Annotated in this window: 20 protein-coding genes, 1 tRNA gene and 2 pseudogenes; 12 read left to right on the plus strand and 11 right to left on the minus strand. The window is 40.3% G+C overall.

Annotated features, from left to right (window positions below):
- Positions 1-206 precede the first annotated feature (206 nt).
- On the minus strand, positions 207-1,163 hold the full coding sequence (locus BM100_RS02425) for a methyltransferase (RefSeq protein WP_169924649.1): 957 nt from the start codon (positions 1,161-1,163) through the stop codon (positions 207-209).
- 1,128 nt (positions 1,164-2,291) lie between these two features.
- Between BM100_RS02425 and BM100_RS02435 the strand changes: the two genes are divergently transcribed.
- The 3 genes from BM100_RS02435 to smrB all read left to right on the plus strand — a co-directional run bounded on the left by BM100_RS02435 (position 2,292) and on the right by smrB (position 7,129).
- Positions 2,292-5,087 carry a non-ribosomal peptide synthetase gene (locus tag BM100_RS02435; protein ID WP_092507606.1) on the plus strand — a complete coding sequence of 932 codons (2,796 nt, stop codon included), beginning with the start codon at positions 2,292-2,294 and terminating at the stop codon, positions 5,085-5,087.
- 44 nt (positions 5,088-5,131) lie between these two features.
- Positions 5,132-6,082, plus strand: coding sequence for an SMP-30/gluconolactonase/LRE family protein (locus BM100_RS02440; protein WP_092507608.1), 951 nt, complete (start codon positions 5,132-5,134; stop codon positions 6,080-6,082).
- Between the two features lie 501 nt (positions 6,083-6,583).
- Positions 6,584-7,129 carry an endonuclease SmrB gene (gene smrB, locus BM100_RS02445; RefSeq protein WP_092507610.1) on the plus strand — a complete coding sequence of 182 codons (546 nt, stop codon included), beginning with the start codon at positions 6,584-6,586 and terminating at the stop codon, positions 7,127-7,129.
- 452 nt (positions 7,130-7,581) lie between these two features.
- On the opposite strand, the gene BM100_RS02450 is transcribed toward smrB, so the two are convergent.
- The 5 genes from BM100_RS02450 to BM100_RS02470 all read right to left on the minus strand — a co-directional run bounded on the left by BM100_RS02450 (position 7,582) and on the right by BM100_RS02470 (position 14,280).
- Positions 7,582-8,124: a hypothetical protein gene (locus tag BM100_RS02450; RefSeq protein ID WP_092507612.1), complete on the minus strand. Its 543-nt coding sequence runs from the start codon at positions 8,122-8,124 to the stop codon at positions 7,582-7,584.
- A 726-nt stretch (positions 8,125-8,850) separates the two neighbouring features.
- Positions 8,851-9,333, minus strand: coding sequence for a phosphohistidine phosphatase SixA (gene sixA / locus BM100_RS02455; protein ID WP_092507614.1), 483 nt, complete (start codon positions 9,331-9,333; stop codon positions 8,851-8,853).
- Positions 9,334-10,203: 870 nt separating this feature from the next.
- Positions 10,204-12,381, minus strand: a complete 2,178-nt coding sequence (gene fadJ / locus BM100_RS02460) for a fatty acid oxidation complex subunit alpha FadJ (protein WP_092507616.1) — start codon at positions 12,379-12,381, stop codon at positions 10,204-10,206.
- A complete protein-coding gene (gene fadI / locus BM100_RS02465; RefSeq protein WP_092507618.1) occupies positions 12,381-13,691 on the minus strand; it encodes an acetyl-CoA C-acyltransferase FadI in 1,311 nt (436 codons plus the stop codon). The genes fadJ and fadI overlap by 1 nt, the downstream gene beginning before the upstream one ends.
- Positions 13,692-13,983: 292 nt before the next feature.
- Positions 13,984-14,280 (minus strand): YfcZ/YiiS family protein, encoded by a 297-nt coding sequence (locus BM100_RS02470; RefSeq protein WP_092507620.1) that lies wholly within the window; start codon positions 14,278-14,280, stop codon positions 13,984-13,986.
- A gap of 354 nt (positions 14,281-14,634) precedes the next feature.
- On the opposite strand from BM100_RS02470, the gene fadL reads away from it, so the two are divergent.
- Positions 14,635-15,972, plus strand: coding sequence for a long-chain fatty acid transporter FadL (gene fadL / locus BM100_RS02475; protein ID WP_092507622.1), 1,338 nt, complete (start codon positions 14,635-14,637; stop codon positions 15,970-15,972).
- A gap of 74 nt (positions 15,973-16,046) precedes the next feature.
- Here the strand turns inward: fadL and mlaA are convergent, their stop codons facing one another.
- Positions 16,047-16,799, minus strand: a complete 753-nt coding sequence (gene mlaA, locus BM100_RS02480; protein ID WP_092507870.1) for a phospholipid-binding lipoprotein MlaA — start codon at positions 16,797-16,799, stop codon at positions 16,047-16,049.
- A 199-nt stretch (positions 16,800-16,998) separates the two neighbouring features.
- Between mlaA and BM100_RS02485 the strand changes: the two genes are divergently transcribed.
- Together BM100_RS02485 and BM100_RS02490 are read left to right on the plus strand one after the other, a co-directional pair.
- Positions 16,999-17,073 (plus strand) — tRNA-Arg (locus tag BM100_RS02485).
- 119 nt (positions 17,074-17,192) lie between these two features.
- Positions 17,193-18,327: pseudogene (locus BM100_RS02490) on the plus strand (tyrosine-type recombinase/integrase); the annotation flags it as partial.
- A 944-nt stretch (positions 18,328-19,271) separates the two neighbouring features.
- On the opposite strand, the gene BM100_RS24150 reads toward BM100_RS02490, so the two are convergent.
- Together BM100_RS24150 and BM100_RS22915 are read right to left on the minus strand one after the other, a co-directional pair.
- Positions 19,272-19,667 (minus strand): phage tail fiber protein, encoded by a 396-nt coding sequence (locus tag BM100_RS24150; RefSeq protein ID WP_244590567.1) that lies wholly within the window; start codon positions 19,665-19,667, stop codon positions 19,272-19,274.
- A 9-nt stretch (positions 19,668-19,676) separates the two neighbouring features.
- A pseudogene (locus BM100_RS22915) lies at positions 19,677-20,074 on the minus strand (transposase); the annotation flags it as partial.
- Between the two features lie 46 nt (positions 20,075-20,120).
- On the opposite strand from BM100_RS22915, the gene BM100_RS02500 reads away from it, so the two are divergent.
- Positions 20,121-20,426, plus strand: coding sequence for a phage integrase central domain-containing protein (locus BM100_RS02500; protein WP_420855292.1), 306 nt, complete (start codon positions 20,121-20,123; stop codon positions 20,424-20,426).
- A 129-nt stretch (positions 20,427-20,555) separates the two neighbouring features.
- Positions 20,556-21,206, plus strand: a complete 651-nt coding sequence (locus tag BM100_RS02505) for a hypothetical protein (protein ID WP_092507626.1) — start codon at positions 20,556-20,558, stop codon at positions 21,204-21,206.
- Between the two features lie 41 nt (positions 21,207-21,247).
- On the opposite strand, the gene BM100_RS23780 is transcribed toward BM100_RS02505, so the two are convergent.
- Together BM100_RS23780 and BM100_RS24155 are read right to left on the minus strand one after the other, a co-directional pair.
- Complete coding sequence (locus tag BM100_RS23780; RefSeq protein ID WP_274539926.1) at positions 21,248-21,382, minus strand: hypothetical protein; 135 nt, start codon at positions 21,380-21,382, stop codon at positions 21,248-21,250.
- 35 nt (positions 21,383-21,417) lie between these two features.
- On the minus strand, positions 21,418-21,528 hold the full coding sequence (locus tag BM100_RS24155) for a hypothetical protein (RefSeq protein WP_476756450.1): 111 nt from the start codon (positions 21,526-21,528) through the stop codon (positions 21,418-21,420).
- A 971-nt stretch (positions 21,529-22,499) separates the two neighbouring features.
- Between BM100_RS24155 and BM100_RS02515 the strand changes: the two genes are divergently transcribed.
- The 4 genes from BM100_RS02515 to mtnK all read left to right on the plus strand — a co-directional run bounded on the left by BM100_RS02515 (position 22,500) and on the right by mtnK (position 26,591).
- Complete coding sequence (locus tag BM100_RS02515; RefSeq protein WP_092507629.1) at positions 22,500-23,459, plus strand: glycosyltransferase family 9 protein; 960 nt, start codon at positions 22,500-22,502, stop codon at positions 23,457-23,459.
- Positions 23,460-23,726: 267 nt separating this feature from the next.
- Positions 23,727-24,551: an isocitrate lyase/PEP mutase family protein gene (locus BM100_RS02520; protein ID WP_092507631.1), complete on the plus strand. Its 825-nt coding sequence runs from the start codon at positions 23,727-23,729 to the stop codon at positions 24,549-24,551.
- Between the two features lie 248 nt (positions 24,552-24,799).
- Positions 24,800-25,171: a YkgJ family cysteine cluster protein gene (locus BM100_RS02525; protein ID WP_092507633.1), complete on the plus strand. Its 372-nt coding sequence runs from the start codon at positions 24,800-24,802 to the stop codon at positions 25,169-25,171.
- A gap of 154 nt (positions 25,172-25,325) precedes the next feature.
- On the plus strand, positions 25,326-26,591 hold the full coding sequence (mtnK, locus tag BM100_RS02530; protein ID WP_092507635.1) for an S-methyl-5-thioribose kinase: 1,266 nt from the start codon (positions 25,326-25,328) through the stop codon (positions 26,589-26,591).
- The last annotated feature ends 8 nt before the right edge of the window (positions 26,592-26,599 follow it).

Here is a 26,599-nt window from a genome sequence, read left to right on the forward strand (position 1 = left end):
TTTATTTTATAACCAGACATGATTGTCAAATCATTTCGTGAATAGCTTGTTTTTTAAAACAATATTTACAAAAAATATTTCTTCAAACCATAGCTTCTATGACCCTCATCGCCTGAGATTATCCACTAATTTTTTTCTAAGCGAAAATTTTGATAGTGTCTCAGGCACTTGATTTTTTGTCTTTCTTGAACGAAATTCAGATTAGTTTATTTTTTCATTTCAATAATATACTGGCTACTTCCTGTCAGAGAAAACTTCATCTTGTATGTGTTTGTGATAAAAAGCCCGGCCTGCTCTGCTATTGATTCAAATGCGGGTTGACTCCGGGATTTTCCTGATACAGCAATATCCATATATAAGTCAAACGATTCTGAATCTGCATCACCGGGTTCTTTAACCATCTCGATAATATATAAAACAGAATCTTTTCGCATTGCTTGATGAATATTACTCAAAATCTCAACAGATTTATTATCTGGCCAATTATGCAAAACATTTTTCATGCAATAAGCATCATATTCTGCTGGAATAGTGGAAAAGAAATCCCCCTTGATAAAGGCCACACCTTCTGATTCTTTTCTATCAAAATCATATAGATCCATAACATGACATTGAATGTGTGGATAGTGCTTCTTTATATCTTTTGCTAAAGCGCCCTGGCCTCCGCCGATATCCATGATTGAATAAATCCCATCCAGCGGCATATTTTCAATAATATGCTCGCTCATTATATCAGTGGCTTTTGACATCAAATCGTCAAAAGCTACTTTAAGTGCCTTATTATGTTCATGGCTAACATAACCAAAGAATGGTTCATGATGGCTAAGTTCAAAAGCTGATTTTTCGTTCATCTCATTTAGGGATGTGTAGTATTGTGACCAAGCGTTCCAATTGGCTGGATTTAATTCGAATTTTATATTTAATGTTTCAAAGCTATTTTGATCACCGAGTGATGCGCACTGCTCAGTAAGGTAAAATTTATCTTCCTTTTTTATTAATACATTAAGTGAGTGCAGGTAATCTAATAGCCGAGAAAATCTTTCCTGAGAAACTGAGCATAATTGGGCAAGTTGTTCCGCAGTTTTCCCATTTTCATTGCTTAAATATAAAGGAGCTTTGCTTTCAACGAAAGCAAACAGTGCAGCAGATTTACGATACGCCATGATCATTTCCACTAACATTATTTTTCCTTATCAAAATATTATAAAGAGAATAAGCCAAGTTTAAGCCGATTTATGTTAACAACACATTACTTTAAATTAGAGAGCATCTAAATACGATTATGTATTAGAGGATCATATTAAATTAATTTTAAAAAGCAGGTTTTAAAATTTGAAAGTAATCATTTAATTAATGAATAAACAAGTTCGCTTTTCTCGAATAAGGGTATTAAAAAACGATAGGCAGCCTAACAGAATGTGTAAATTCTCGCAAAATATATATTGTCAGCATATGCTCATTTATGTATTTTCATACGTGTTAAACTGGATTGAGGTTAAGACGGAATGGTGGCAAATAATGCCATTCAATATGAATTGAATCATGTGTCGATTCAAGTGCTTCTTTTCGGAATAAAGTCAGGTTAATTTTCACGTTTACTAACATCATGAAAATACAAACAAAATATCTTCAATGGCGAGAAGTGCATCACTTCCATTATAAAGAATATTCACAACTGATAAATGTTATCATGGCCTTATCAGCGGGTTTTTCCGATCCAGAAAAAATGCTTTCTATTTTTACTCTTATCATTATTTCTATCTTTTATTTTTTGTTACAAAATTAATAAAAAATGAAAATAATTACAATCATTAAATTATTAAATTATTAAATTATTAAATATTTACTTACCTATCGATTTAACTATCCAAATAGAATGGGAAAGCCTGGGTTTTTAGTCAATTCATGAATTGGCTATTTACTGCGATGAATATTCAAAGTTATCTGGGGAGATTTTTATTTAAGGGCATGGGTTTCTGTAACAGGAATCAGTGTGTTCTAGTAATTATAGTGGGGTTATCAATTAATATTATATCTTAAGAGGTTGATATGGTTTTATTTTATCAATTAAAGCTGTGTATGGTAAAACTACAAAAGTCCGTATATGCCCTCCTCTTAATACACGTCAAATGACAACACAGCAGCAAGTAAGCAAATCCCAAGTTACATAATTACCTCTATGGCTGAGGATGTAGGCATAGCGATAGAGCTGAAACTTGGAATTTGGAAAATCAAAGAAATAAACCTAGAAAGTCTATTTCGTACTTTCTAATAAGAATGGAATATCAAGCATGTCTGTAAATACAATATATAGCACACCAAATGAATCTACCGTTCACCCTGCCCCAACTGCCACTTCTATCAGTGACCTCTTATTGCGAGCAGTACAGCAAAATCCTCATTCTGGCCTCCGTTTTATTTCCGGTAAGAAAGCTAACGAGAGTAAATGGGTTACCTATCCCGAATTATTAAAAGAAACACAGCAGGTACTGGGTGGATTGCGAGCTCATGCATCTAAACCTAATATGCACGTTATTCTAATCCTCGAACATGCTCACGATTTTGCTCCCGCCTTCTGGGCTTGTATTCTTGGTGGATATGTTCCCTGCCCTGTTCTTCCAATTCGTAATGATCCTGAACGCTGGGAAAAACACCTTAACCATGTCAGTTCTCTGCTCGGAAATCCATTGATAATCTCCACCAAAACATTGCAAAGAGAATTGATGGGGATCGCTGATGCCATTGATATGAATGAACTACGCACGGCAATGCCGGATGAGACAATCTATCAAGCCAACCTTGACGATCCTGCCGTATTTATGCTGACTTCCGGCTCGACCGGTAATTCAAAAGTTGTAGTGCTGACACATGGGAATCTGTTGTCGTCAATGGAAGGGAAAAATGAGCGTCAGCGCCTGACGGCGGAAGATAGCACATTAAACTGGATCTCTTTCGACCACGTTGCTGCTTTTTCAGAAGCCCATTTATTGCCTTTATCTGTCGGTGCGACACAGCTCCATGTTTCCCCTGCGACCATTCTCGCTGAGCCTTTGCTGTTTCTGCGCCTGATCAGCGATTATCGCGTTGCGATGACTTTCACTCCCAATTTCCTTTTAGGTCAAATTAATGCTGCATTGCAGTCAGGGCGAATAAGTGCTCTAGAACTTCAAAACAAATCGTTTGATCTCTCCTGCTTGCGACAAATCATTTCCGGCGGGGAAGCTACGGTGGTTGAAACAGGGAAAAATTTCCATCAACATCTTGCTCCTTACGGGCTGGCAAACAATGTCATCTGGCCTGGATTTGGCATGACAGAAACATGTGCAGGCTCTATCTATTCATGTGAATTCCCTGATATTGATGCAGATAAGGAGTTTGGATCACTGGGTTTTCCGATTCTTGGCCTGAAAATGCGTGTTGCCAATGAAAACATCCCCCTGACACAAGCCGGTGAGGTAGGAGAACTACAGTTACACGGCCCGATGATCTTCACTCGTTACTATAATAATGAAGAAGCAACTCGGGAAGCATTCACCGATGATGGCTGGTTCCGCACCGGTGATCTTGCTCTGATCGAAAATGGGCGTCTGAATCTGGTCGGAAGAAATAAAGACAGCATTATTGTGAGCGGCGTGAACTATTTCAGCCATGAGCTTGAAACTACACTTGAACAGCTTTCCGGCATTGAAAAATCATTTGTTGCAGCATTCCCGACACGGCCTGCGGGCAGCGATACCGAGCAACTTGTTGTTGCGTTCTCAGCTTCATTTCCACATTCCGACGAGAATCGACTATATCAATTGATCACGGCTATCCGCAATACCACCATCCTGCTCTGGGGATTTCGTCCTACACTCATTTTGCCTTTGCCGCCAGACGCTTTTCAGAAAACCAGTCTGGGCAAAATACAGCGGGCAATTATGCGCAAGCGTCTGGAAACGGGTGTGTTTGCCGATGAAATAAGCTACATCAAACAAGTGAGTGATAAGCAGACGGGGGGTTATACTCCACCCGCCGGGGAAGCAGAAGAAACAATTGCCAATATTTATGCCGAGCTATTTGGTCTCGACACCACTCAAATAAGCGCCACAGAAAACTTTTTCGAGGTGGGAGGCACTTCCCTCGATATCGTCAAACTGAAACAAGCTATTCAGCAGCAATTCAACATCAAAGATGTCCCGATCGTCACACTGATCCAGAATCCAACAGTACGCACCCTCGCGACTCGCATAGCTTCTCACGGTAGTGGCAGCTATGATCCGGTGGTTGCCCTTCAAACCACCGGCAATAAAACACCGCTTTTCTGCATCCATCCGGGCATTGGTGAAATTCTGGTTTTTGTTAATCTTGCAAAATATTTCATCAACGATCGTCCTTTCTACGCATTGCGTGCCCGTGGCCTTGAAGAGGGAGAGGATCATTTCACGTCATTTGAAGAGCTGATCAATGTGTATCTTGAAGGGATCCGCTCGCGTCAGCCCCACGGCCCGTATGCCATCGCAGGATATTCTTATGGCAGCCCTGTTGCTTTCGAAATTGCCAAGCGGCTTGAAGCACAAGGGGAGCGCGTGGCTTTTGTTGGCAGTATCGATATGGCGCCATTGCTGATGCATCAAATGGCCGCAGTTGATGGAGCCGATATCGCCACCACACTGGCCTTTTTCCTCTCCTTGGTTGACAGAGAACAAAAAGATGAATTACCAGCCGAAATCCGGTCAGCCGCAGGGAACCAAGATCCTTGTGAATATATCCTGAAAAACGTGTCATCTGAGCGCCTGCAAGAACTGGATTTAGATTTAGAAAAATTCAAGGCCTGGGCCACACTAACCCAATCATTATTGAATGTGGGGCGTTCATATGCGCCGACGGGTAATGTTGAATCAATCAGTGTGTTCTATGCTGATCCCCCTCGCGGATCAAAAGAAGAGTGGCTAATTCACCTCAAACGCTGGGATGATTTTTCCCGTCAGCCAAATAATTATATCCCGGTAGCAGGCGGGCATTACGATCTGATGGGGCCAAAACATCTGGCAACATTTCAGGCGGTTTTGCGTAATGAACTAGATCGTGCGCTGGGTGATAAATAACGTCGTCAGAGGCACCCAATAAATAATTGGGTGAAAAAATACACATGAATATTCATATGGAAGCAACACTGGCCATTGATGCCAAAAACACAATAGGGGAAGGGCCTCTATGGGATGCCAGAGGAGAACGTCTTCTCTGGTGCGATAATGCACATGGTATCGTGCAGGAAGCCCGGTCGGACAACAATAAAGATTGGTATATCAGCAGGCATTGGACGTTAAATCGCTATATCGGCGGTGCTGTTCCCCGCCAAGATGGTGGAATTATTGTTGTTGCCGGTATTGATATCTTAGCGCTGGATGATAACGGTCACATCACACCATTTGCTCGGCTTGATGCAGACCCAAAAAAAGTACGGGCGAATGATGTAAAATGCGACGCTCAAGGCAGGTTGTGGGTTGGTACGCTCGGTAATGATGTTCTCACCTCTTCCGGTGACGTTATTGAAGGCCAAGGGAGTCTCTATCGCATCGATCCTGATGGAACAATCACGACCATACTGAGCCAAGTGACCCTCTCCAATGGGTTGGACTGGAGTCCTGATGGAACTTCTTTCTATTATGTTGATTCGCACACACTGGCCGTGGATATCTTCGATTTTGATTCCGATAAGGGAACACTCCACAACCGTCGCTGTTTTAAAGCATTCGCCAAAGGTGAAGGAATACCAAACGGTTTAGCTGTTGATCAAGAAGGAAATATTTGGCTTGCTTTAATGGGCAGCGGTTCAGTACACCGTTACTCTTCCGCAGGGGAATTGATAGGGAAAGTCCGGATATCCACGCCAGCGGTCACAAGTTGTACATTTGGCGGTATTCACGGTGATCATCTGTTTATCACAAGTGCAGGCAGAAAATTGCCGGATATTACCCATCATCTGTACGGTCTTTCTCAGGAAGCTGTGGAATACTCAGCCAAAGCACCCGGAGCAGGTGGGCTATTTATTTGTCAAACCAATGTTTCAGGACCAGCTGCAACACCGTTTGCAGGTTAACTGAAACTGGACAGAAAGTATAAAAAACCCAGCTCCGTTTAAGAAAAAAGAATGAAGTGCCTGAGGAATTGCATTAGCGTTACACACACGCAGAATATCTCGGGCCACTTCAAGATTTCAGCGGGCGCGCTCCAGCAGCTTCTGATGCTATCAGTAATTTTTTACTTTTTATTCATTTAGTTATTCGCCATTTCTACGTTCAGCGCGGCTGAGCCAATCCCGGAAATAATCGAGACTGCATTGCTGTCAGTCAGAAAAGTGAAACAATGGAGCCAGACGAACATGCAGTGGCAAACGAGCAAGTAGTGAGAAACAAGTATCATATAGTGAGAGAAGTTTCTGCTCCCAAAGATTGGTAGGTTAGCGCATTGAACACTTCATCGTATTTTCAGGCAAAATATCTGAATTATCATGCCCCAATGAAATCTAGGATTGTAGCACTAAGAAAAATTACAAAAAATCGGGTACACTTACCAAAATTTGTAAGTAAAAAACCGAGTAATGAAGAAAAAAAATCTACTACTAAATGAAGAAGACGTTAGCCTATTCCGAACGTCAGTGGCAGGAACCCGCCGCATTGTACACGATACGGTGTTACACACCCCAAAAAGAAAAAAAATTAGCCACGTTGCTTCTGAACGTCTAATGCAAGAACAGGTCGATGCCAGTTACTATTTTTCTGATGAATTCCAACCCAATCTCGATACAGAAGGGGCAACCCGCTATATCAGAGAAGGGGCCAATCATTATGAATTGAAAAAATTGCGTCGTGGAGATTATCCTCCCGAACTGTTTCTGGATTTGCATGGCTTAACACAACTGCAAGCCAAACAAGAGATTGGCGCCTTAATTGCGGCCTGCCGCCGTGAGCACGTATACTGCGCCTGCGTTATGCATGGGCACGGTAAACATATCCTCAAGCAACAAACACCATTATGGCTTGCCCAACATCCTGATATTATCGCCTTCCACCAAGCTCCTAAAGAATGGGGAGGTAATGCTGCATTACTTATTTTGGTCGAAATGGATGAATTTACCCGACGTTGATTTATTTTCTATTCTGGGGCTTTTAAAATTTTGCATATTTCTTTAAATATCAATTAATAACAATAATTACCTACTTTATTATAATGATTTCATCATAATATTAATTATATTTTTTATCGTTCACGAGAAGTTAGATATTGGAATAGATACCAATAGCGATGATATAAAGAGAAATCATATATCAAAGTACGAGGATTTTGGAGTGAGCATAATTTCTTGGCGTGAGATTAGGTGTATATTCATTTAACTTTAAGGCGCTGCTTTGATTTTTAAATTAATAATTAAAAATCAACAAGATGAGTTATATCCCCTCATGCATCTTCAAGTTTAATGCGTATAGTATAAATTTAACGATTAGCCAGGGTGAAATAATAATTAGTGATTTGCCAGTACTTACGCTCTCTTCGCTTCCGAGAGAGCATAAGTACAAATTGAAATACGACAACTATAAATCAATAAAAGTGATAAGTGTTGGGTTCTGGAAATCGCCGTCTGCCTATTGGTTCGTACCAATTAAAATTTCGTTCCTGATGTCCTACCTTAGGTTCCTTCTCAATGAAAGTGTGTGTGTTATAAGTAGTTGGAGTCTGTTCAGACCAATACAGATATACTTCGCCAGTGGCTGCTTTAACAGGCTGTCCTATGGCATTCGCAAACTCTTGCGCAAATCCCGTTGCTCCCGAAAAACTACTCAGCAATCGAAAACTTTTTATGGAAAATGCCCACACAAGATAAGCAGCACAGATATCAGCCAATTGTTGAGCACTTAGATCTTCAGCATTTATGTAACCAGGATAACCCCCTCTAAAAATACGGGGTTCAGAATAAGGATGAAATCCTATTAAGTTGCATCGAGGTCGCTTTTTTTGTTCTTTGGGGTCATCGAAAAAGTAGAGAAACCCACCGTACTGAACAGAAAAAGGACGAGCACATCTTTGATATTGCTCGTTTATCGGTAGTGAAAAAAATTCATCAGGTATATAACTGTATCTCATGATAAATCCCTCTCTAATATAATTTAACTCAACAAAAACACTAATGATTTATATTTTCACAGAATTAAATACAAAAAAGGAATCCGTAGTGAACCATATAATCCTATAAAATTAAATACCTTTGAACTTACTGATTCTTGCAAGCCGATGTTATACACGTATCATCTTCGAAGCTTTATCTTTAGCTCGCTGCACTCAGTCACATAGTTATCTATGTTATTGAGAATTGATGAAAATCCTCTCCACTTCTAACAGAAATCCAGCCTGTGGCTAGGGAATTATGAGTAATATTTTGTAAACACTTCATACTCATATTTCCACCTGTCACACTCTCTCAGAAAGATAAATTTTTATTAATTTTCATTAGGTTAAATTAATACTACTGATACATATAAGTATGTTTTTGGTTCCTACCATTCAAAATCTGAGCGGTAGCCTCAGACACCTACCGCTTTTTTTACTTGCATGAACAACCCATTCTTAACCTATACGCGTCGTACTTCAAGGTGCACGTATTATCATCCCGCGTCGCGGGATGATAATACGTGCACCTTGAAACTTGGAGTTAATAGGGTATACATGCATAAGCACCATGAAGAAGTTGCTCGAATTACACCAGTAAAAGGCAACGCTTGCCGAGTAAATATATCCACTACTCACCAAAACTGAAGGTGGAAAACATTCATTTATTTTCGTATGACGTCAGGTTTTCTCTACTATTTGCTACTAATCGTTCGCTGTTAACTGTTCCGGAGAGGTTTGCCACAGAAGACGACCTTTCTCTGTTTTATGATCCAGTTCCACACAAGCAATACTGGATGTAGCAAACATTGGGGGAATTTGCCCAGGGACAAGTTCAGAAACCAAATAGCCAACTAATGGTAAGTGGGAAACCACCAGCACAGAGCTATGTTCCTGCATCGCCAAAACTTGTAAATAACTGGCGACCAACGCCACATCACCCGATGGCGTTAACTCATTTAACACTTGCTCACTGTCTGGCAATGCCAAATTCTCACGAACAGCCTTTAAAGTTTGCTCTGCTCGGATGTAAGGACTGACTAAAACACAATCAATATCAGGCGATTGTTGCGAAAGCCAATGAGCCATTTTCTGTGATTCTTGGCATCCCCGAGGAGTCAGCTCTCGTGTTGCATCACTGGGAGAATCTAAAGCAGCTTCACCATGACGCATAATAAAAATATACATAATTCACCGTTTAGTTGATGTCAAAACAGACCTAAATATCTGCCTCTATATACGATCTATTCCCAATGGATTTCAAATTACAGCGTAACAGCAAGAAAACCACCCCTCCCCCGAAAACATAGCGGTCTATGTGGCTGAGATCAGTGAGCGTAACTAACCAAGCAGCAATTTGAAAAACGACGTAGGTCTTTCAAGACATTATCTGCTTTTATGCAATAAAATACAGCCTGATACTATTGGAATAGCCTATTGTTTTCACTCATTCATAATAGAAAGAAAATAATATTATCGTAATGCTTTTTGATAGAAAAAATATTAGTGAGGGCTAATCGGTATTTTCCTCTAATGCATTTTCCTTTAAAACAGCGAGAAATAAAATGATTACTTTTACCATCATGCCAAGCAATAGGTTAACAGTTATACAATGAAGTTATTTCAATAATTCTGGATGTTATAACCAGAAAGAAAAATAACAATAACTTATTGATTTTAATAGTAGATCATCATTTTCTTCTGTGAAGAAAATCAGAATCCTCATAAAAAAATTAAAGCCGTTACAATCTGATAACAGATTATAACGGCATCATTTATTTCAACTATCTATTTTAATAAAACATATTTCGTTTTTTCCATGTGCCATTTTCCACGCACTGTTTTTCTACGCGTTATTTTCCTCTACGCACTAATTACCGACGAGCGATTACCTACAAGCTATTACCACGTACTGCTGGCTCCCTCCACGGCTATTGGCTCCTGTACTCCCCTGAAAGCTTGATAATCAGTTAAGCTTTCGGGGAGCCGTTTCCTTGCCGTCACGCTGCAACTTGAAATCCATAAGCTATATATAAACTACACATAAACTACAGTCAGTTAGTCATAGAATTTCTTTTTCTGTTCAGCCAGTTGGACTAACAGCTCGCAAGGTGCAAATCTCTCCCCGTGTTTTGCTTCCAGACGACGTAAAATCTCTACGACTTTATCACTGCCAAGTTGATCCATATAACGGAATGGTCCCCCCAGGAATGGCGGGAAACCGATGCCAAATACAGCACCAATATCGCCATCTCGCGGGCTTCTGACAATTCCTTCATCCAGGCAACGAACAGCTTCATTCAACATGAGCATCACACAACGTTGGGCAATTTCAGCCGGTAATACATTTACAGCCGGCTTAATTTTTAATAAGGAATAAATGGATACATCCACTTGTTTGGATTTCTTACCAAATGACGCGAACATTCCCTTTTTACCTGCGTAAGAGTAGAAACCACGTCCATTTTTCTTACCCTTGCGATCATCTTTTAAAATTGTCTCCAAAATTTCTGGTGCGACAAATCGATCCCCCAATTGCTCTACCAATATCGGAATGATCTTAGTGCCTACATCTATGCCCACTTCGTCCAATAAATTGATCGGGCCAATAGGGAAACCGAAATCCACCAACGCCTTGTCGATATGTTCAATCGGCTCACCTTCAACCAGACAGTAACCCGCTTCATTAATGTATGGCGCCAAAATTCGGTTGACGTAAAAACCGGCTTTATCTCCAACAACAATTGCCGTTTTTCCTTGCTTCTTGGCCAGAGCCACTGCCGTTGCAACCGTTTTTTCACTTGTTCCTGCGTGTGGAATAACTTCGACCAACGGCATTTTGTCGACAGGGCTGAAATAGTGCAGGCCTATAACTTGCTCAGGCCGAGCTGCAATTTCAGCAATCTTATGGATTGGCAATGAAGACGTGTTAGAAGCAAAAATAGTGTCAGGATTAGTATTATTTTCAATTTCTGAAACCATTTTGCGCTTTAATACCAAATCTTCGAACACTGCCTCAACAACTATATCCGCTTGCTTAAATCCACTGTAATCCGTGGTGCCTGATAATAAAGACATCTGACGAGAACGTTCACCGGGTGACAAACGGCGCTGTTTGACCCGCTTGGTAAGGAGATCCCATGTATATTTTAGTGCCTGATTGATGCCCTTTTCACTGATATCCTTAATACGGACAGGAAGCTTTCCTCGCGTTATCGTGACATTGGCAATCCCCCCGCCCATCAAACCACCACCCAAGATCCCAACTTGTTTGATTTTAGCCGGTTTCTCTGAAGAGCCAGTTTCATTCTTTAACGCGGTTGAAGCAAAGAACAGGCTCCGCAACGCAGCTGATTCTTGCGTCATTACCAATTCGCCAAATGCTCTGGCTTCAGCTTGAAAACCTTTATCTAAACCTTTTTCCAAGCCAGTACGGATCACATTGATGATTTTCTCTGGTGCCGGATAATGTCCGTGGGTTTTTTCTCGTGTTTTTTTCTGTACCATGTGGAACAGCAATGGCCTACCCAAGGCACTCGCCAACATACGCTGTGACCACGCTATTGGTTTACGCTTGACAGCCCCTTTCTTGACGTATTGCACAGCAACATCCAGCAAAATGTCCAAAGGAACGGCATCATCCACAACACCAAGCCGTTGTGCCTGTTTTGCTTTGAGTTGACGGCCTGTCAGTATCATATCCAAAGCAGCACTGACACCGATCAGACGAGGCAAGCGCTGGGTTCCGCCGGAGCCTGGCAATAGCCCAAGCTGAACTTCCGGCAAACCAAGGCGCGTCTTCTCATCCAAAGAGCAGACACGCGCATGGCAAGCCAGCGCAAATTCCAATCCACCACCCAGGCAAGCACCGTGGATCGCGGCTACAATCGGTAAGGAATAATTAGCGATCTGCGTAAATAATTTTTGGCCTTTTTCAGCCAACGCTGACGCCTCCTCCTGAGTTTGGGAGTTTGCAATCATGCTGATATCTGCGCCCGCAATAAAAGTATCCGGCTTGCCAGACACAATCACTAATCCTTTCAAACCGGAAACTTGTTTTGCTTTATCAAATATCACTAAAAACTGTTCAACAAATTCAGCTTTCAGCGTGTTAACTTTCTCATCGGGTACATCAATGGTGACAATGCCTACCTTATCGTCCCTGACCGAAAAGCTGAATACTGATTGAGTGGGTTGCGCCGTTGACATGATAGTTTCTTTCTCAGCCTGAGCCATTATTCCACCTCCAATACCATTGCTGCACCCAAACCACCCGCAGCACAGGCAGTCGTTAACCCAAGCCCGCCCCCACGGCGACGCAATTCATTCAACGTTTGGGTAACCATTCTGGCTCCTGTTGCAGCAAATGGATGCCCATAGGCAATCGAGCCCCCCAATACGTTGAATTTATCCATATCGACTTCACCAATTGCATGATCTCGCCCCAGTTTTTCGCGGGCAAATTTTTCACTGGCAAACATTTTCAAATTCGTCAATGTCTGGGCAGCAAATGCTTCATGCATATCAATAAGGGTGAGTTCGTTTAATGTGATACCGGCCCGATCCAACGCCAAAGGCGTCGCATAAGATGGCCCCAACAACATGTCCTGCCACACATCAATCGCAGAAAAAGCATAACTGCGTAAATACCCCAGTGGAGTCATTCCCAATTCTTTGGCAACAGATTCGCGCATCAGCATAACTGCTGCTGCGCCATCAGTCAGTGGCGTACTATTTGCAGCAGTAACGGTGCCATGTTTACGATCAAAAGCCGGGCGCAATTTGGCATAAGAAGACAAGACTGAGTTTTTGCGAATGTTGTTGTCTTCAGCCATTGCATCCCGATATGGCGGGAAGTGTGGCGCTACCACTTCATCATGTAAAAATCCTTGTTCCCAAGCCTTGGCTGCCAATACATGAGAACGATGCGCCAGAGCGTCCTGATCTTCACGGCTGATATGATAGGTTTTAGCCATCTGCTCCGCTGTATCGCCCATTCTCAGGCCGGTGGAATATTCAGCAACAGCAGGAGAAACAGGCAATAGATCACGTAACTTCAATCGGCTGATTAGCCTTAACCGTTGAGATAACGTTTTGGCTTTATTCATGTCGACTAATGTACGGGCCAATGTCTTGGTTACGCCAATTGGCAAAACGGATGAAGAATCGGCTCCTCCTGCGATGCCCACATTGACTGTACCTGCCATAATACTTTCAGCCACATTTGCAATCGCCTGAAAACTCGTAGCACAGGCACGGGAAACACTATAGGCATCAGTATTCACACTTAAACCAGCACCTAAAACAATTTCCCTTGCAATATTCGGAGCTTCCGGCATTTGAACAACTTGCCCAAATACCAACTGGTCGATCTTCTCAGGCGATAAACCACTCCTGATAACCAGCTCACTGACGACCGCTTTTCCTAAATCAACAGCCGGAATACCGTGGTAGAAAGTTGCCTGTTTCGCAAAAGGAATGCGCAACCCGCTGACAATAGCAACACGTTCTTTTTGCTGTGTTACTTTTGTTGAAGAACGACCCATAGCAACTCCTGACAATAATTATTAATTAAATCAATTGATTGATTAAAAATATTTACTCACCTCAGAAGAGGTCAGACCTGATGGAGCATTGTTAACGCAATGTTGGTAAATAGCAAACAGGAATAGACAAAAAATGCGAGCAAGCGCAACTTTACGTCACTTATAATTTATACAACTTAACTGGGAAATGTGTGCGGGAATATAAAAAAAGAGTATTATTTACAATCGTTGACAACGGTTTCGCCTTCGTTTGAAATCATAAAACCGTGAAAAAACCGTTGTTCAAGGTAGATTAGCGTAATCCTAGCTGAAAAATCAGAGCTTCTGCCTGACAGCTAAACATGAAATCGGCAGATAATTGCATTCCACCATCAACCGAAACTATTTCATGCTGTATAACGCATGGATCAGATTCCACTGCTTTAGCTTTTTCTGTCAATGTATTAAGCATCAGTTCTGCTTCCTCTTTACTGGAAAAAACACACTGAAAAGAAGCTGTACAATCTTCGTTATCAATAACGGTTCCTACATCAACACAACAGCAAGCAGCAGTCTCTTCGGCGTTACAACGGTTAATCGCATCAGACATTTTTTATTTCTCCAACAATAAAAACTTTCTAATAATTGTACGTTGCTCTAGCTGTCGATAACCAGTATTTGCGCTACTTGCGATCATTTATCTCACTATTTGTTGATCTCGCCCCGCCAAAAGTTTGCGCGTTTACACATGATTAACATTAATTGTCTATTTTTTGTTAAGCAAGTCCCAATTTAGCAATCATATTGGTTATATTTTAAAAACATTCTTGCAACATATTCCGGTATCAGGCCTATACTTCGTACACTGGTCTGATTTGTCATTTTGGCAAATCAACTCTACAATCCCGCGCTCTCAGCTACTTGAGTAGCATGTTAATAATAATTAAACAAAGAGGTTTTGGTTATGAACCAGAAAAACCTGTTTACACGTTCAGCATTAGCAGTGGCGGTTGCAATAATTTCATCCAACGCTAGTGCTGCGGGTTTTCAATTGAATGAGTATTCAACATCAGGACTAGGTCGTGCATTTTCTGGGGCTGGTGTTGTTGCAGACAACGCTTCTGAAGGCAGTCGCAACCCAGCGGCCATGACCCTATTTAATAGCCCATCGTTTTCAGGTGGTTTAATTTACGTCAACCCGAGCGTTGATATTACAGGTAATTCCCCTGTATCCGGCAAAAGCACCACTGCCAAAAACATTGCGCCAAATGCTCCAATACCAAACCTGCATTTCATTACTCCAATCAACGATCAATGGTTTGTTGGTGCATCAGCGACTGCAAACTTCGGTTTGGCAACCAAATTCAGCAATAACTACACCGCAGGCCCAATTGGCGGTAAAACCGATCTGAAGTCCTTAAACTTCAACTTAAGCGGTGCTTACAAATTTAATGATCAATTCAGCTTTGGCTTAGGCCTGAACGCGGTTTACGCCGATGCTAAAATCACCCGCCATATGGGTGAAACTGGTCCAGCGATAAATAAATTACTGCATTCCGAAAAAGTACCAAACAATCTTTCACCAACCTCCGAAGCTGCTAAGCTGGAAGGAAAAGATTGGGGTTATGGCTGGAATGCAGGACTCTTGTATCAATATGATGAAAACAACCGTTATAGCCTGACTTACCGTTCAAAAGTCAAAGTTAAGTTTAAAGACGGGGATTACCGCAGCGATTTGCCACATATTCCAGGACTCTTTGATAACGGGACTAATGGCAAAACAGTTAAGGGCAGACTGGATCTGAACTTACCTGATATGTGGGAAATCTCAGGTTATAACCGCGTTGCGCCACAGTGGGCAATTCACTATAGCTTGCTGTATACCGGCTGGAGCGAATTCAAAGAATTAAAAGCAGTCAGATACGACACAGGTAAAGTTGCATTCCAAAAACACGAAGGTTTCCGCGATGCTTACCGTATTTCACTGGGTACCACTTACTACTATGACGATAACTGGACATTCCGCACCGGTGTCGCATTCGATGAAAGCCCAGTACCGGCCAAAAACCGCTCTATCTCTATCCCTGACCAAAATCGTTACTGGTTTAGCGTCGGAACCACTTACGCATTCAATAAAGATGCATCTGTAGACGTCGGTGTTTCCTATATGCACGGTAAGAAAGTACACGTCAGTGAAAAACTGAAAGATGAAGGCATGTCTGCACCTTTCAATACTCCATATGAGTTCGATGCCAAAGGAACCGCATGGCTGTATGGTGTGAACTTTAACTATACGTTCTAAGTTAAATTTCAGTCGAATGCTTTGATAAAAAAGGATAGCGGTTGCTATCCTTTTTAGTTACTCGGTACTCAAAATTAATCAATTGAGTCCAATTCATCCTGAATGCTGGCTGCATTGGGATTTTCTTCTGGCTGCAGCTTACCGCCATTCGCCATAAAATCGTGGCGCTGAAAATATGCATCGCGCATCATTAAATAAGGATCGGCGGAATTCTTCAACAAGCCGTCGGAATCAAGTAAACGCGCACGGGTTTCAATACCCTGAACCATCCACTTACCCACCGACATCCAACCAGTAAGATAACTCAGAACGGGATAAGTCATATCCGCAAAATTACCGCCTTCATCACGCAGCGTAAAACTGCCATAACCGGGTAGAACAACATACGGGCCATAACCCACATCATAATACCCCAATGTACTACCAAAACGCGCCGGATCATCTTTTGCAAGATTAGGATTCGCCATTGATGCCACATCAATAAGCCCTCCCATTCCCAACAATGTATTCAAAAAGAAACGGTTAAAATGTTTTGCGCCCTCATGGATATCCCCACGCAAAAAACTGTTAACCATACTGGCTGGTTCTTCAAGATTGCTCATAAAATTACCAAGGCCATTTCTTGCAGGCATTGGTAAATAATTACGCCAAGCTACAGCAACCGGTCGCAGAACATAAGGATCGAGAACATCGTAGTTAAAGTTGAACATTGCACGGTTAAAGCCTTCCAACGGGTCTGACCGCCCTTGATTCACCGTATTCGATGAACTGGCACACCCCACCAGTAAGACTGCTGTAAGAGCAACCCCGCTCAAACGATACTTCATATTGTTCTCCATATAATCATTTTTAGACATTAATGCTCATGCTTACCGATTTCATGCTTACCGGCTCTAATATACCCACTATGTTAAATATACTGCCAATTTTTCATGAATGGTAATCAAAAAGAGTGGTGATTATGTAGGCAAACAGTTCGACATCCCTTATATCAGGCAAAAAAAACAAGTATACTTAGCTCCTGTTGCCCCCTTAGTTAAATGGATATAACGAGCCCCTCCTAAGGGCTAATTGTAGGTTCGATTCCTGCAGGGGGCGCCAAAATCAATTAACCTCGCATTACCTCACGTCATCCATACAAGAAACCTTATTTAAACTATAGTTACCATTACTGAGTATTACCCTACCAGTAAAATGTGGACATCGGTTTGAATGCCTAAGACAAACCCTATCTCCTTCTGATAGAGAAGATTTGTTTCTTTTTATGTCAAAAATAGGGAATAAGATTTGGCGCTTTAGATACCGTAAAGATGAGAAAGAACAAACTCATGTTATTGGTCCATATCCGGGAGTTTCACTGACTTACCGCTCGATTAAAACATGCTGAAGTTCAGTTTGTCCTTGTTAATGGCGGAGACCTCACACCTATAACACCAAAACAGAAAGAAAGTGAAACTATAGATACATTTACTGCTATATAAAGAATGGTATCAATTCAAACGAACTGTTTGGTCTGAAAGGTACGCAAAAGAGTTACAAAGTATGTTTCAAACCGATATTCTGCCAAGTAATGGTCACATGACAATGGAAGAAATAGAACCAATGGTTTTACTCGGTGTGATCCGCCAATTTGAAAAACGTGGTGCTATGGAAAGGGCGAGCAAGGCAAGGCGTAGGTGTGGAGAAGTGTTCAGGTATGCGATAGTAACAGGAGGAGCGAAGTATAATCCAGCTCCAGATCTGGCTGATGCTATGACTGGATATATGAAGAAACACTACCCATTCCTAACAATAGGCCAAATTCCATCCTTTAATCAGGCACTATCTTCATATTCCGGCAGTATCATCTCGAAAATAGCTACTCAAATTCTACAATATACAGCTTTGCGTACTAAAGAACTGCGTAGTTTAATGTGGAGCAATATCGATTTTGATAACAAACTAATCACTATCGAACCTGAGATAATGAAAAACCGTAAACTGCACGTAGTGCCAATGTCGAATCAGGTCATTAAGTTACTTAAAACTCTAAAACCAATAACCGCTCCTATTTCCGATTTTGTTTTTGCTGGTAGAAATGACAGGAAAAAATCAATTAGCGAAAATGCCGTTCTGCTGGTAATCAGGCAAATTGGTTATGATGGGATTGCTAGCGGATATGGGTTCCGACACCAATTCAGTACGATTCTCAATGAACATGGATTTAGCCACGATCTGATTGAGCGTCAATTGGCGCATGTTGACCGTAATAATATTCGTGGCATATACAATCACGCCCAATATCTAGAGCAGCGCCGAGAGATGATGCAATGGTTTACTGATTACATTGACAACATATCAGGGCAAAATGAATAGAATAGCCACCTACAAACATTTTCTGATTTGAAATCGGAGCAGCAACCATCTTCTACACACGGAATAACCCCGTACCTACCTATACAATGATCTCTCACCCTCCATTGGAGGACGGGAAGTTATCAATGGGTTATCCAGCTATGATGGAAATCACCATACCCAAGGTGTGATATCCCACTTTGGATGAAGGGGATCGCTGAGAATATTAACGATTTAAAGAGGATAATTCTCCTATTTAACGTAACCATTTGATTTTACTTATTTCTGTCAGAGAAGCGGAATTAAGAAGGGGCAAAGAACTGGAATGAGGGCATATTCAGGGTGCTGGAGGGGGATGATGATTGTAGCTTTGTCTATAAAATCTGCCATTTAAAAATACAACACAGTGGTAATGGGGAGTGCTAAGATTTTTAAAAATCCTAAATTCTCGGGGTAGCCTATTCTGCACATATTGCCACCCATCTAATGCTGATCTATACCAGACAGAATTTGGACCACAAGTTGTGACAATCCTCCCCATGTACGCTCTTACAAAAATATTGGGCAAAAAAAGAGATAACTGGGAGCCAAAAGAGGTTGTCCACGGAGGGTACCTGCGAAGAGCGGGGATTATTACCAAACTATCTTCATAAGGATTAATATCCGCAGATCTGCATATAGCTAGCCGAACACTGTATAAATCACTCACTACTGTCCACCGTCTAATGCGTTGCGCAATATCCGCTGCATTATAACGGATATCATTTATTTTGATCTTTGGTATTCCATCACGAGACCTACCCCCATGGCAGACTATCGTTAAGCGATTTTTACTTGGTTCTTTCCGGTGTGGCTCTTCAAATGCATATGCATCTGGATATATGAAAATTAATCTCATCTTAATGCCCTCCCTTTCAGGAACACTATCAACTCTACTTCCCCTGCGTGACTATGTAAACTTGAAACTAACCCAAATCTTGCACTTTCTGCCCCCTATTCCACACCGAATCCGCCGGTATCTGCACACGGACATCCAAGCGACAGCCTTCGGGAATATCGCAGGGTTCGCCATCCGCATAGTAGACCTTTTCACCGTCCACGAGGGCTTTAATCCGTTTGTTTTGAAAGCGCTCCGGTAAATGACTGTGCTGATAATGGCAGGTTTTAATCGTGATGCTGCCGTCCTTTTCCACCCGGTCATCAATGTAGATAAGTTCAAGCCCGTTGTTATTCTTCGGGGAAGAGATGCCGCCGTGGTCACCCCACGCCCCATCCGCGTTATAGCCAAGGATACCGTCTATCTGATAATGGCCGGTGCCGAGTTTGGTGACCGTGGCCCCTTCCGATTCGTCGTTAGTGATGAAGGTGCCGTCGGGACGGTTTTTCCGGTATTTATAGCTGCTGCGATGAACCCCGAACACGTGGCAGAGTGTGGCCACAGGATAATGCGCTCTGAGTTTCCCGATTATCGAGAATTGTTCAGGGAGTCTGACATCAAGAGCGCGGTAGCCTTTTTTAATATTTCATTTTCCATTTCAATACGTTGGAGTTTCTTCTTAAGCTCTCGTATCTCAATTTGCTCCGGGGTGATAGGGGATGCTTTCGGTGTTTTGCCTGCCCGTTCATCCCGCAACTGCTTTACCCATCGGGTCATAGTGGAAAGCCCGACACTCATGGCCTTAGCAGCATCCGCAACAGTATAGTTTTGATCCACAACTAACTGAGCAGATTCACGTTTGAATTCTGCACTGAAATTTCGTTTTTTCATTAAGGCACCTGTATTGTTCTGAGGTGAGCATATCACCTCTGTTCAGGTGGCCAAATTTATTAAACCACTACAATATAAAGAATGGTATCAATTCAAACGAGCTGTTTGGTCTGAAAGGTACGCAAAAGAGTTACAAAGTATGTTTCAAACCGATATTCTGTCAAGTAATGGTCACATGACAATGGAAGAAATAGAACCAATGGTTTTACTCGGTGTGATCCGCCAATTTGAAGAACATGACGCTATGGAAAAGACGAGCAAAGCAAGATGCAGATGTAGTGAAATGTTCAAATATGCAATAGTGACAGAAAAATTTTCTATTTCTGACAGCAGGCCAGATCTCCACGTTTAATCGTTCCCCATCACTTTGAAATTATCACTCATTGAACTTAATCACATAATAAAAATATCACCAATGTTATTTTATTTTCTATTATGAATGTAAGGTCACTAACAGTCTAACCATATGAGGTAACTTATTATGAAGCTTAATGAATGGCTAGCTAAAAGAGTGGAATTAACTAGAAAAAGAGAAAGTGAGGGAAAATTATATGGTGACCAATGGGTTGCAAACAAGCTAAAAGCATATAAACAAAGCGAAGAAGACAATGATCCTCATAATAAACTTAATATTCTTCTGTCTCATAGATCCAGAATGATAGGAAGCTCACTTTCAATCCGAGAAAATAAAAAACCACAAATTCCCGCTAACCAGAATTGTGTTTATTTTTTGATAAAAGTTGACGAGGAATATCACCTACTTAATAATCCAATTGAAAAACGCTACACGGATAAAACAAATGATGCGTATAAAAAGAATAAAGCACATGGAGAATATCTTTTTGTTATTACTCGGGGAGATCCTTGTAATGTGCGCTGCGCTAAAACTTCTCGTGGTGGCAATTATCATGGGAATGATGCAGTTCAAGGACATACATCAATAAGTTATAGAGAGCCGGTGATTCTTGCAGGAACGTTAAATTTTACTAATGGTAAGCTAATAAGTTGGACAAATGCTAGCGGGCATTATCTCCCTCCACCTGAGCAAAGATACTTATTGGTACCTTATATTAGGAAAGAGATACTCCCTGATAACAAATTTAGGAGAGTTAGTTTTCATACATCATTTTAGTACACATTAGCCTTTTGCCGTTCCTTAATGAAATTGATAACTCATTGGCAACCCGCAACTTCCTGCGAGTTCTGGATAACCCGAATCTTGCACTTTCTGTCCCCCCATTCCACACCGAATCCTTCGGGAATATAATAGGGTTCACCACCCGCATAGTAGGCCTTTTCACCCTTCACGATGACTTTTATCCGTTTGTTTTGAAACCGTTGAGTTAAATGCTGTGTTGACAATGGAACGTCTTAATCGTGATGCTGCCGTCCTCTTCCACCCAGTCATCAATGTAGATAAGTTCGAGGCCAGTGTTGTTCTTCAAGGAAGGAATACTCCATCCACCCCAGAACTATTTACTCTGGGGTGATAATTTGCTTTCTTCTATCTGCCTTATAGCCTGTTTATCCAGATTGCACTGTCCAATGATTGTCAGTAGCTGCTCATTCAAAATAAGGCGGCACTTCAGAGTACAAGGCTTCATTACAAAATGAATTTATTCTATTTAACTAACTTCTCTACGTCTTCTTCGGCTACTGGGCTAATGCCAAACAAAAAAGCACAAACCATACCTATAATGTAACCGACAATTTTACTATTCAGTAACTTTGACCATATATTCATCTTTAACCTCTTACGTCTTTTCGTAAGCATATTGATGCTGAAAAAGTAGTTATGATTATTATCACAATAGCAGTAATTTTACGATAGTAAAACAGCTTTTTAAATTACACATAATTGAAGTGAAGCAGTATTCATTGGTTACTACTGAACATACGTATCCATCTTCAACAAAAGACCCATTATAAATCAATAAGATATTATTAATTTAACAGCAGCTTATGCGGCTCTGATGCACCGTATCAAGTCCACACCCTCCTTTTGTTACCTTGAAGTCACTATCTATTTTCCTACAATGTTATACCGTTATTATTATTTCTTATATTTGGAGTTACAGGGCCTTAAGGCTACTTCAAGTATCAGTTTTTTCCGAAGGATTTTACGCCAGTTCTGAATATTTCCAAATAACATCGCAATAAATGATAGTATTGAGCAAAATAGCTGCTTTACCTCATTTTGGATACTAAATATCCGCAATTTTAATTTGTAGCCTGATGTATTCTATTCAACCAAAAAATTAACCATTTGAATTAATTGAAAAAATAAAAAATTGGTGGCTTGGCCAAACAAAAAACTGCGTTTTTTCCAGCAAATAATAAAAATATCATGTTATTGCTGCCTGTTTTTAGCTATAGTTTCCACTATCATAAACTATAAAAATTGTTTTATTTCAAGTAACTGAATATGAAAATAGCTATATTGCGCCGAAATGGGCTTGGTGATCTTGTCTGCACTCAACCATTAATAAAATTTCTACAAAAAAAATACCCAGGCGCTGAGATTAATTTATTTATCAATCCTGATAATATTGAACTCGCCCATTATTTGGCTCCTGACATAAATATTAATATCATTCCCAAAGGGAATAAATATTTATCTATTTTAAAAACTGCACTAAAATTCCGCCAAAAGAAATTCGATATAGCTATCTCAGCTAAACCGACTCCGATGAAACTCAATAATTTGTTTTTATGGCTATTAGGTGCTAAAAAACGTTATGCTGTTGTTTCAGAGAGCCAATGGCATTCTAAATTAATTAACCAACCAGTAAGCAAAAAGCAAGTTAATGGCTATCATCAGGCATTAAAGGTATTACGTATATTTTCATCTAACGAAACAGAACTATCACCGTCTCTTCTTCCATCCATTACTCTTGATAAGAAAAATCATAACAGTAGCATTAATTCTCCTACTGTTTTATTTTCTGTTTCTAACAACAGAAAAAACAGCCTGATAAACAATGAACGGCTGGATTTAATAGCACAAAAAATTCTTATCCGTTATCCAAAGGCAGAATTTATTATTTCTTCACTCAATAAGGATGTTTTTTTAGCTGAAGATTTAAAATCACGCATAGGAAAGAATTGTAAGATTGTTATATCTTCTTCTTTAGAATCGTTTTTAACTTTATTGAACGATATGACCTTGATTGTTGTTGGTGATGGGGGAATATGCCATTTAGCTGCCGCTTTGCAAAAAAAACTGGTCGCCCTTTATGGAGTAACAACTCCTAAAAATTGGGCACCTTTAGCAAATAAGAATAACTGTATCACATTATACGATCCTGAAAATGTCAATAATATTGAATTAGATAAAATCTATAATTCTATTTTTTCTTTGCTTGAAAAAAGTAATATCAATTAAATAATCCACAAGATTAATTTGCCATCTTTTTAGATGGCAATATTATTTATTTTTATAAAAAAACAAAAAGCATAACAATTGAAATGATTAGCCAATATAATTATTTTTTATTGAATTAAAATCTCAAAAAAAATATCTTACTCGGACGTTGACTGTACATAAAAACAGTATAGTATTAAATGCAGATTTATTAAAAATATCTATGTCATATAATATTAATTATAAGTATCAACTGATACTGGGTAAGTCTATTTTGGAGAAAATAACATGACAAAAATAAGTTTGCATGAAAATATTCAAATATTTCGCCAACTCCATGAAGAAGGTAAATTGCTCTTAGCCAATTCATGGGATGTTATGAGCACCCGTATAGCAGAACAAAATGGCGTAAAGGCCATAGCAACAACCAGTGCCGGTATATCTTGGAGTTTAGGTTATCCCGATAATCAATTAGCCGATAGAAAAACGATCATTAAAGTGCTTGATTTGATCATTTCTAACACTGATCTTCCTGTTTCTGCTGACATAGAAGATGGTTTATTAAGCATTGGTGAAAATATGGAGCATCTTGTTCAAGATCTCTATTCCGTCGGATGTGTTGGTATTAATATTGAAGATTCCAAACTGGGTAAATCACTGTCGATTGAAGATGGAGCCGCACGTATAGCTGCGGTTCGTGCTGCCGCAAAAAAAATAAATTATGATTTATTTATCAATGCCCGTATAGATTCATGGCTTCGCGGTGAAAGTAGAGATCATGAGCATTTCATTTCCCGCGCTAATGCCTATCTTGCAGCTGGTGCAGATTGTATTTTTATTCCCGGTTTAATCGATTTAAAAGCCTGCCAAACAATCAGTTCCCAAATTAATGGCCCATTGAATATCATGGCTCTTCCAAATGGCCCTAGCGCAGAAGAGTTTTTTAATGCTGGCGCAAAACGAATTTCAGGGGGTGCCTTTTTTGCAGAGCAGGCCTATGGCTTTACCCAATTTGGCATGGAAACTTTTTTGACAAAAGGTGTTTTACTGCCTAATGACCAAGTAAAATTAAATTATATGGATTTAAATAAATTACTTTCCCATAAAAAATAATGCCATACCCCACTTATGCAAAAAGTGGGGTAATTATAAAGAGTGATGTTTATAAAAAAATATGTGATCTATTTTGCAATATCTGAATTTTTATTAACAGATAATAGAAAAAAATTTCTTGAATGGGCATGAACTTTAGCAACATAATCTCTTTTCAAAGAGATCTATGTTTCATTGGAAACTAATCTTTTGAGGATAGGGTATTTTACCTGAATGCGGGTCTTAAACATCAGATAGCGAAATCTGGTATGAGTCAAACGTTAAATTCTCAATCTAAATTATTAGATAATCCTTGTATAAGCTGTGGGGCTTGTTGTTCATATTTTCGTGTTTCATTTTATTGGGCTGAAGCTGAAGATGGCGGTGGTACAGTTCCTGTCTCCAGGACTGAAAAATTAAATGATTTTATGCGGTGTATGAAAGGCACAAATGAACCACGCCCACGTTGTATAAATTTATGTGGTGAAATAGGTAAATCTGTTTCTTGTTCTATCTACCATAATAGGCCCTCACCTTGCAGAGAGTTTCCCCAAGCCTGGGAAACCAACGATTATAATGAGAATTGTGATCGTGCCAGAGCAGCCCATGGCCTTCCTCCCCTGCCAAAGCCCCAGACATAACTGTTGTTTCACTCAATGGAAATTCGTTAGTTTCATCACAGAATATTAACTTTTGTGTATCTATAGTTAACAATTCTAAAAAATCATTACAGCAGAATAAGTTATCGCTGTGCAATTTATGAACTCTTTCATGAAATTATCAGGATGAAAAAGAATGTCTGCTCATGTCCCTACAGACTATACCCCACAAAATTGTGAATCTTTACCAAACTACCTTGCAAAAAAATTACCGGAAACTATTTCACTTGGAGGCCTACCTGAAAGCTGGCAAGTACAAGAAGTGGGTGATGGAAATCTCAATTTAGTGTTTATTGTTTCAGGCAAGGAAAAAACAATTGTCGTAAAACAAGCTCTGCCCTATGTGAGAGCCGCAGGTGAATCTTGGCCGCTTTCTCTTTCCCGTTCATATTTTGAATATAATGCTTTGCTTGAAGAGAATAAAATTGCCGGAGTATATGTTCCTGATGTCTATTTTTATGATGAAGATATCTCGCTCTTTGCCATGGAGTATTTATCTGATCATATCATCCTGCGCAAACAGTTAATTGCCGGAAAAAAGATCCCTTATCTTGCAGAAAATATTGGAGTTTTTCTTGCCAAGACATTATTCCATACCTCAGATATTGGAATAAGTGGCAAGGAGAAAAAAGAGCTCCTAGCTCTCTTCACCAATAATCATGAACTTTGCAAAATTACCGAAGACCTGATTTTCACTGAGCCTTATTTTAAGGCAGAAAGAAATAACTGGACTTCTCCCCAACTCGACGATGAAATCTACGCTATTTGGCAAGATAGAGCGTTAATTCAAACAGCCATGCAGTATAAATATCAGTTTATGACAAATGCACAATCGTTACTGCACGGCGATCTCCATTCCGGCTCCATTATGGTGGCATCAAGCTCCGTAAAAGTGATTGATCCAGAATTCAGTTTTATGGGGCCAATGGCATTTGATATTGGTAACTACATCGGTAATTTGTTGATGGCCTATTTTGCCCAACCGGCTTTACGGGAAAATAGCGCGCAATGTTCTGATTATCAGGCATGGCTTTTGGAACAAATCGAAACAACATGGTCGGTTTTTGAACACAAATTCCGCCAATTGTGGAATGAAAAAGAGAGCGGGGATGCCTACCCAATCAAGCTTTATCAACAAGGCGAGTTCGATTCATCGTTTCTGAAAGCCGCACAGGATGAGTTTTTGTCCACTTTATTTAAGGATACGCTCGCCTATGCCGGATTTGAAATCAATCGACGCATTATTGGTTTTGCCGGTGTTGCCGATTTCCAACAGATTGAAGACCAAAATCAACGTGCAGCTTGCCAGAAAAGTGCACTGAAGTTAGCTCGAGAATTAATCGTTAATCGAGAGAATTACCCTAATTTTTCTCTGATTAAACGCTATATAGCACAATGTTAAGAGGCTGA

The organism is Xenorhabdus mauleonii, assembly GCF_900113945.1.
GTDB lineage: Bacteria > Pseudomonadota > Gammaproteobacteria > Enterobacterales > Enterobacteriaceae > Xenorhabdus > Xenorhabdus mauleonii.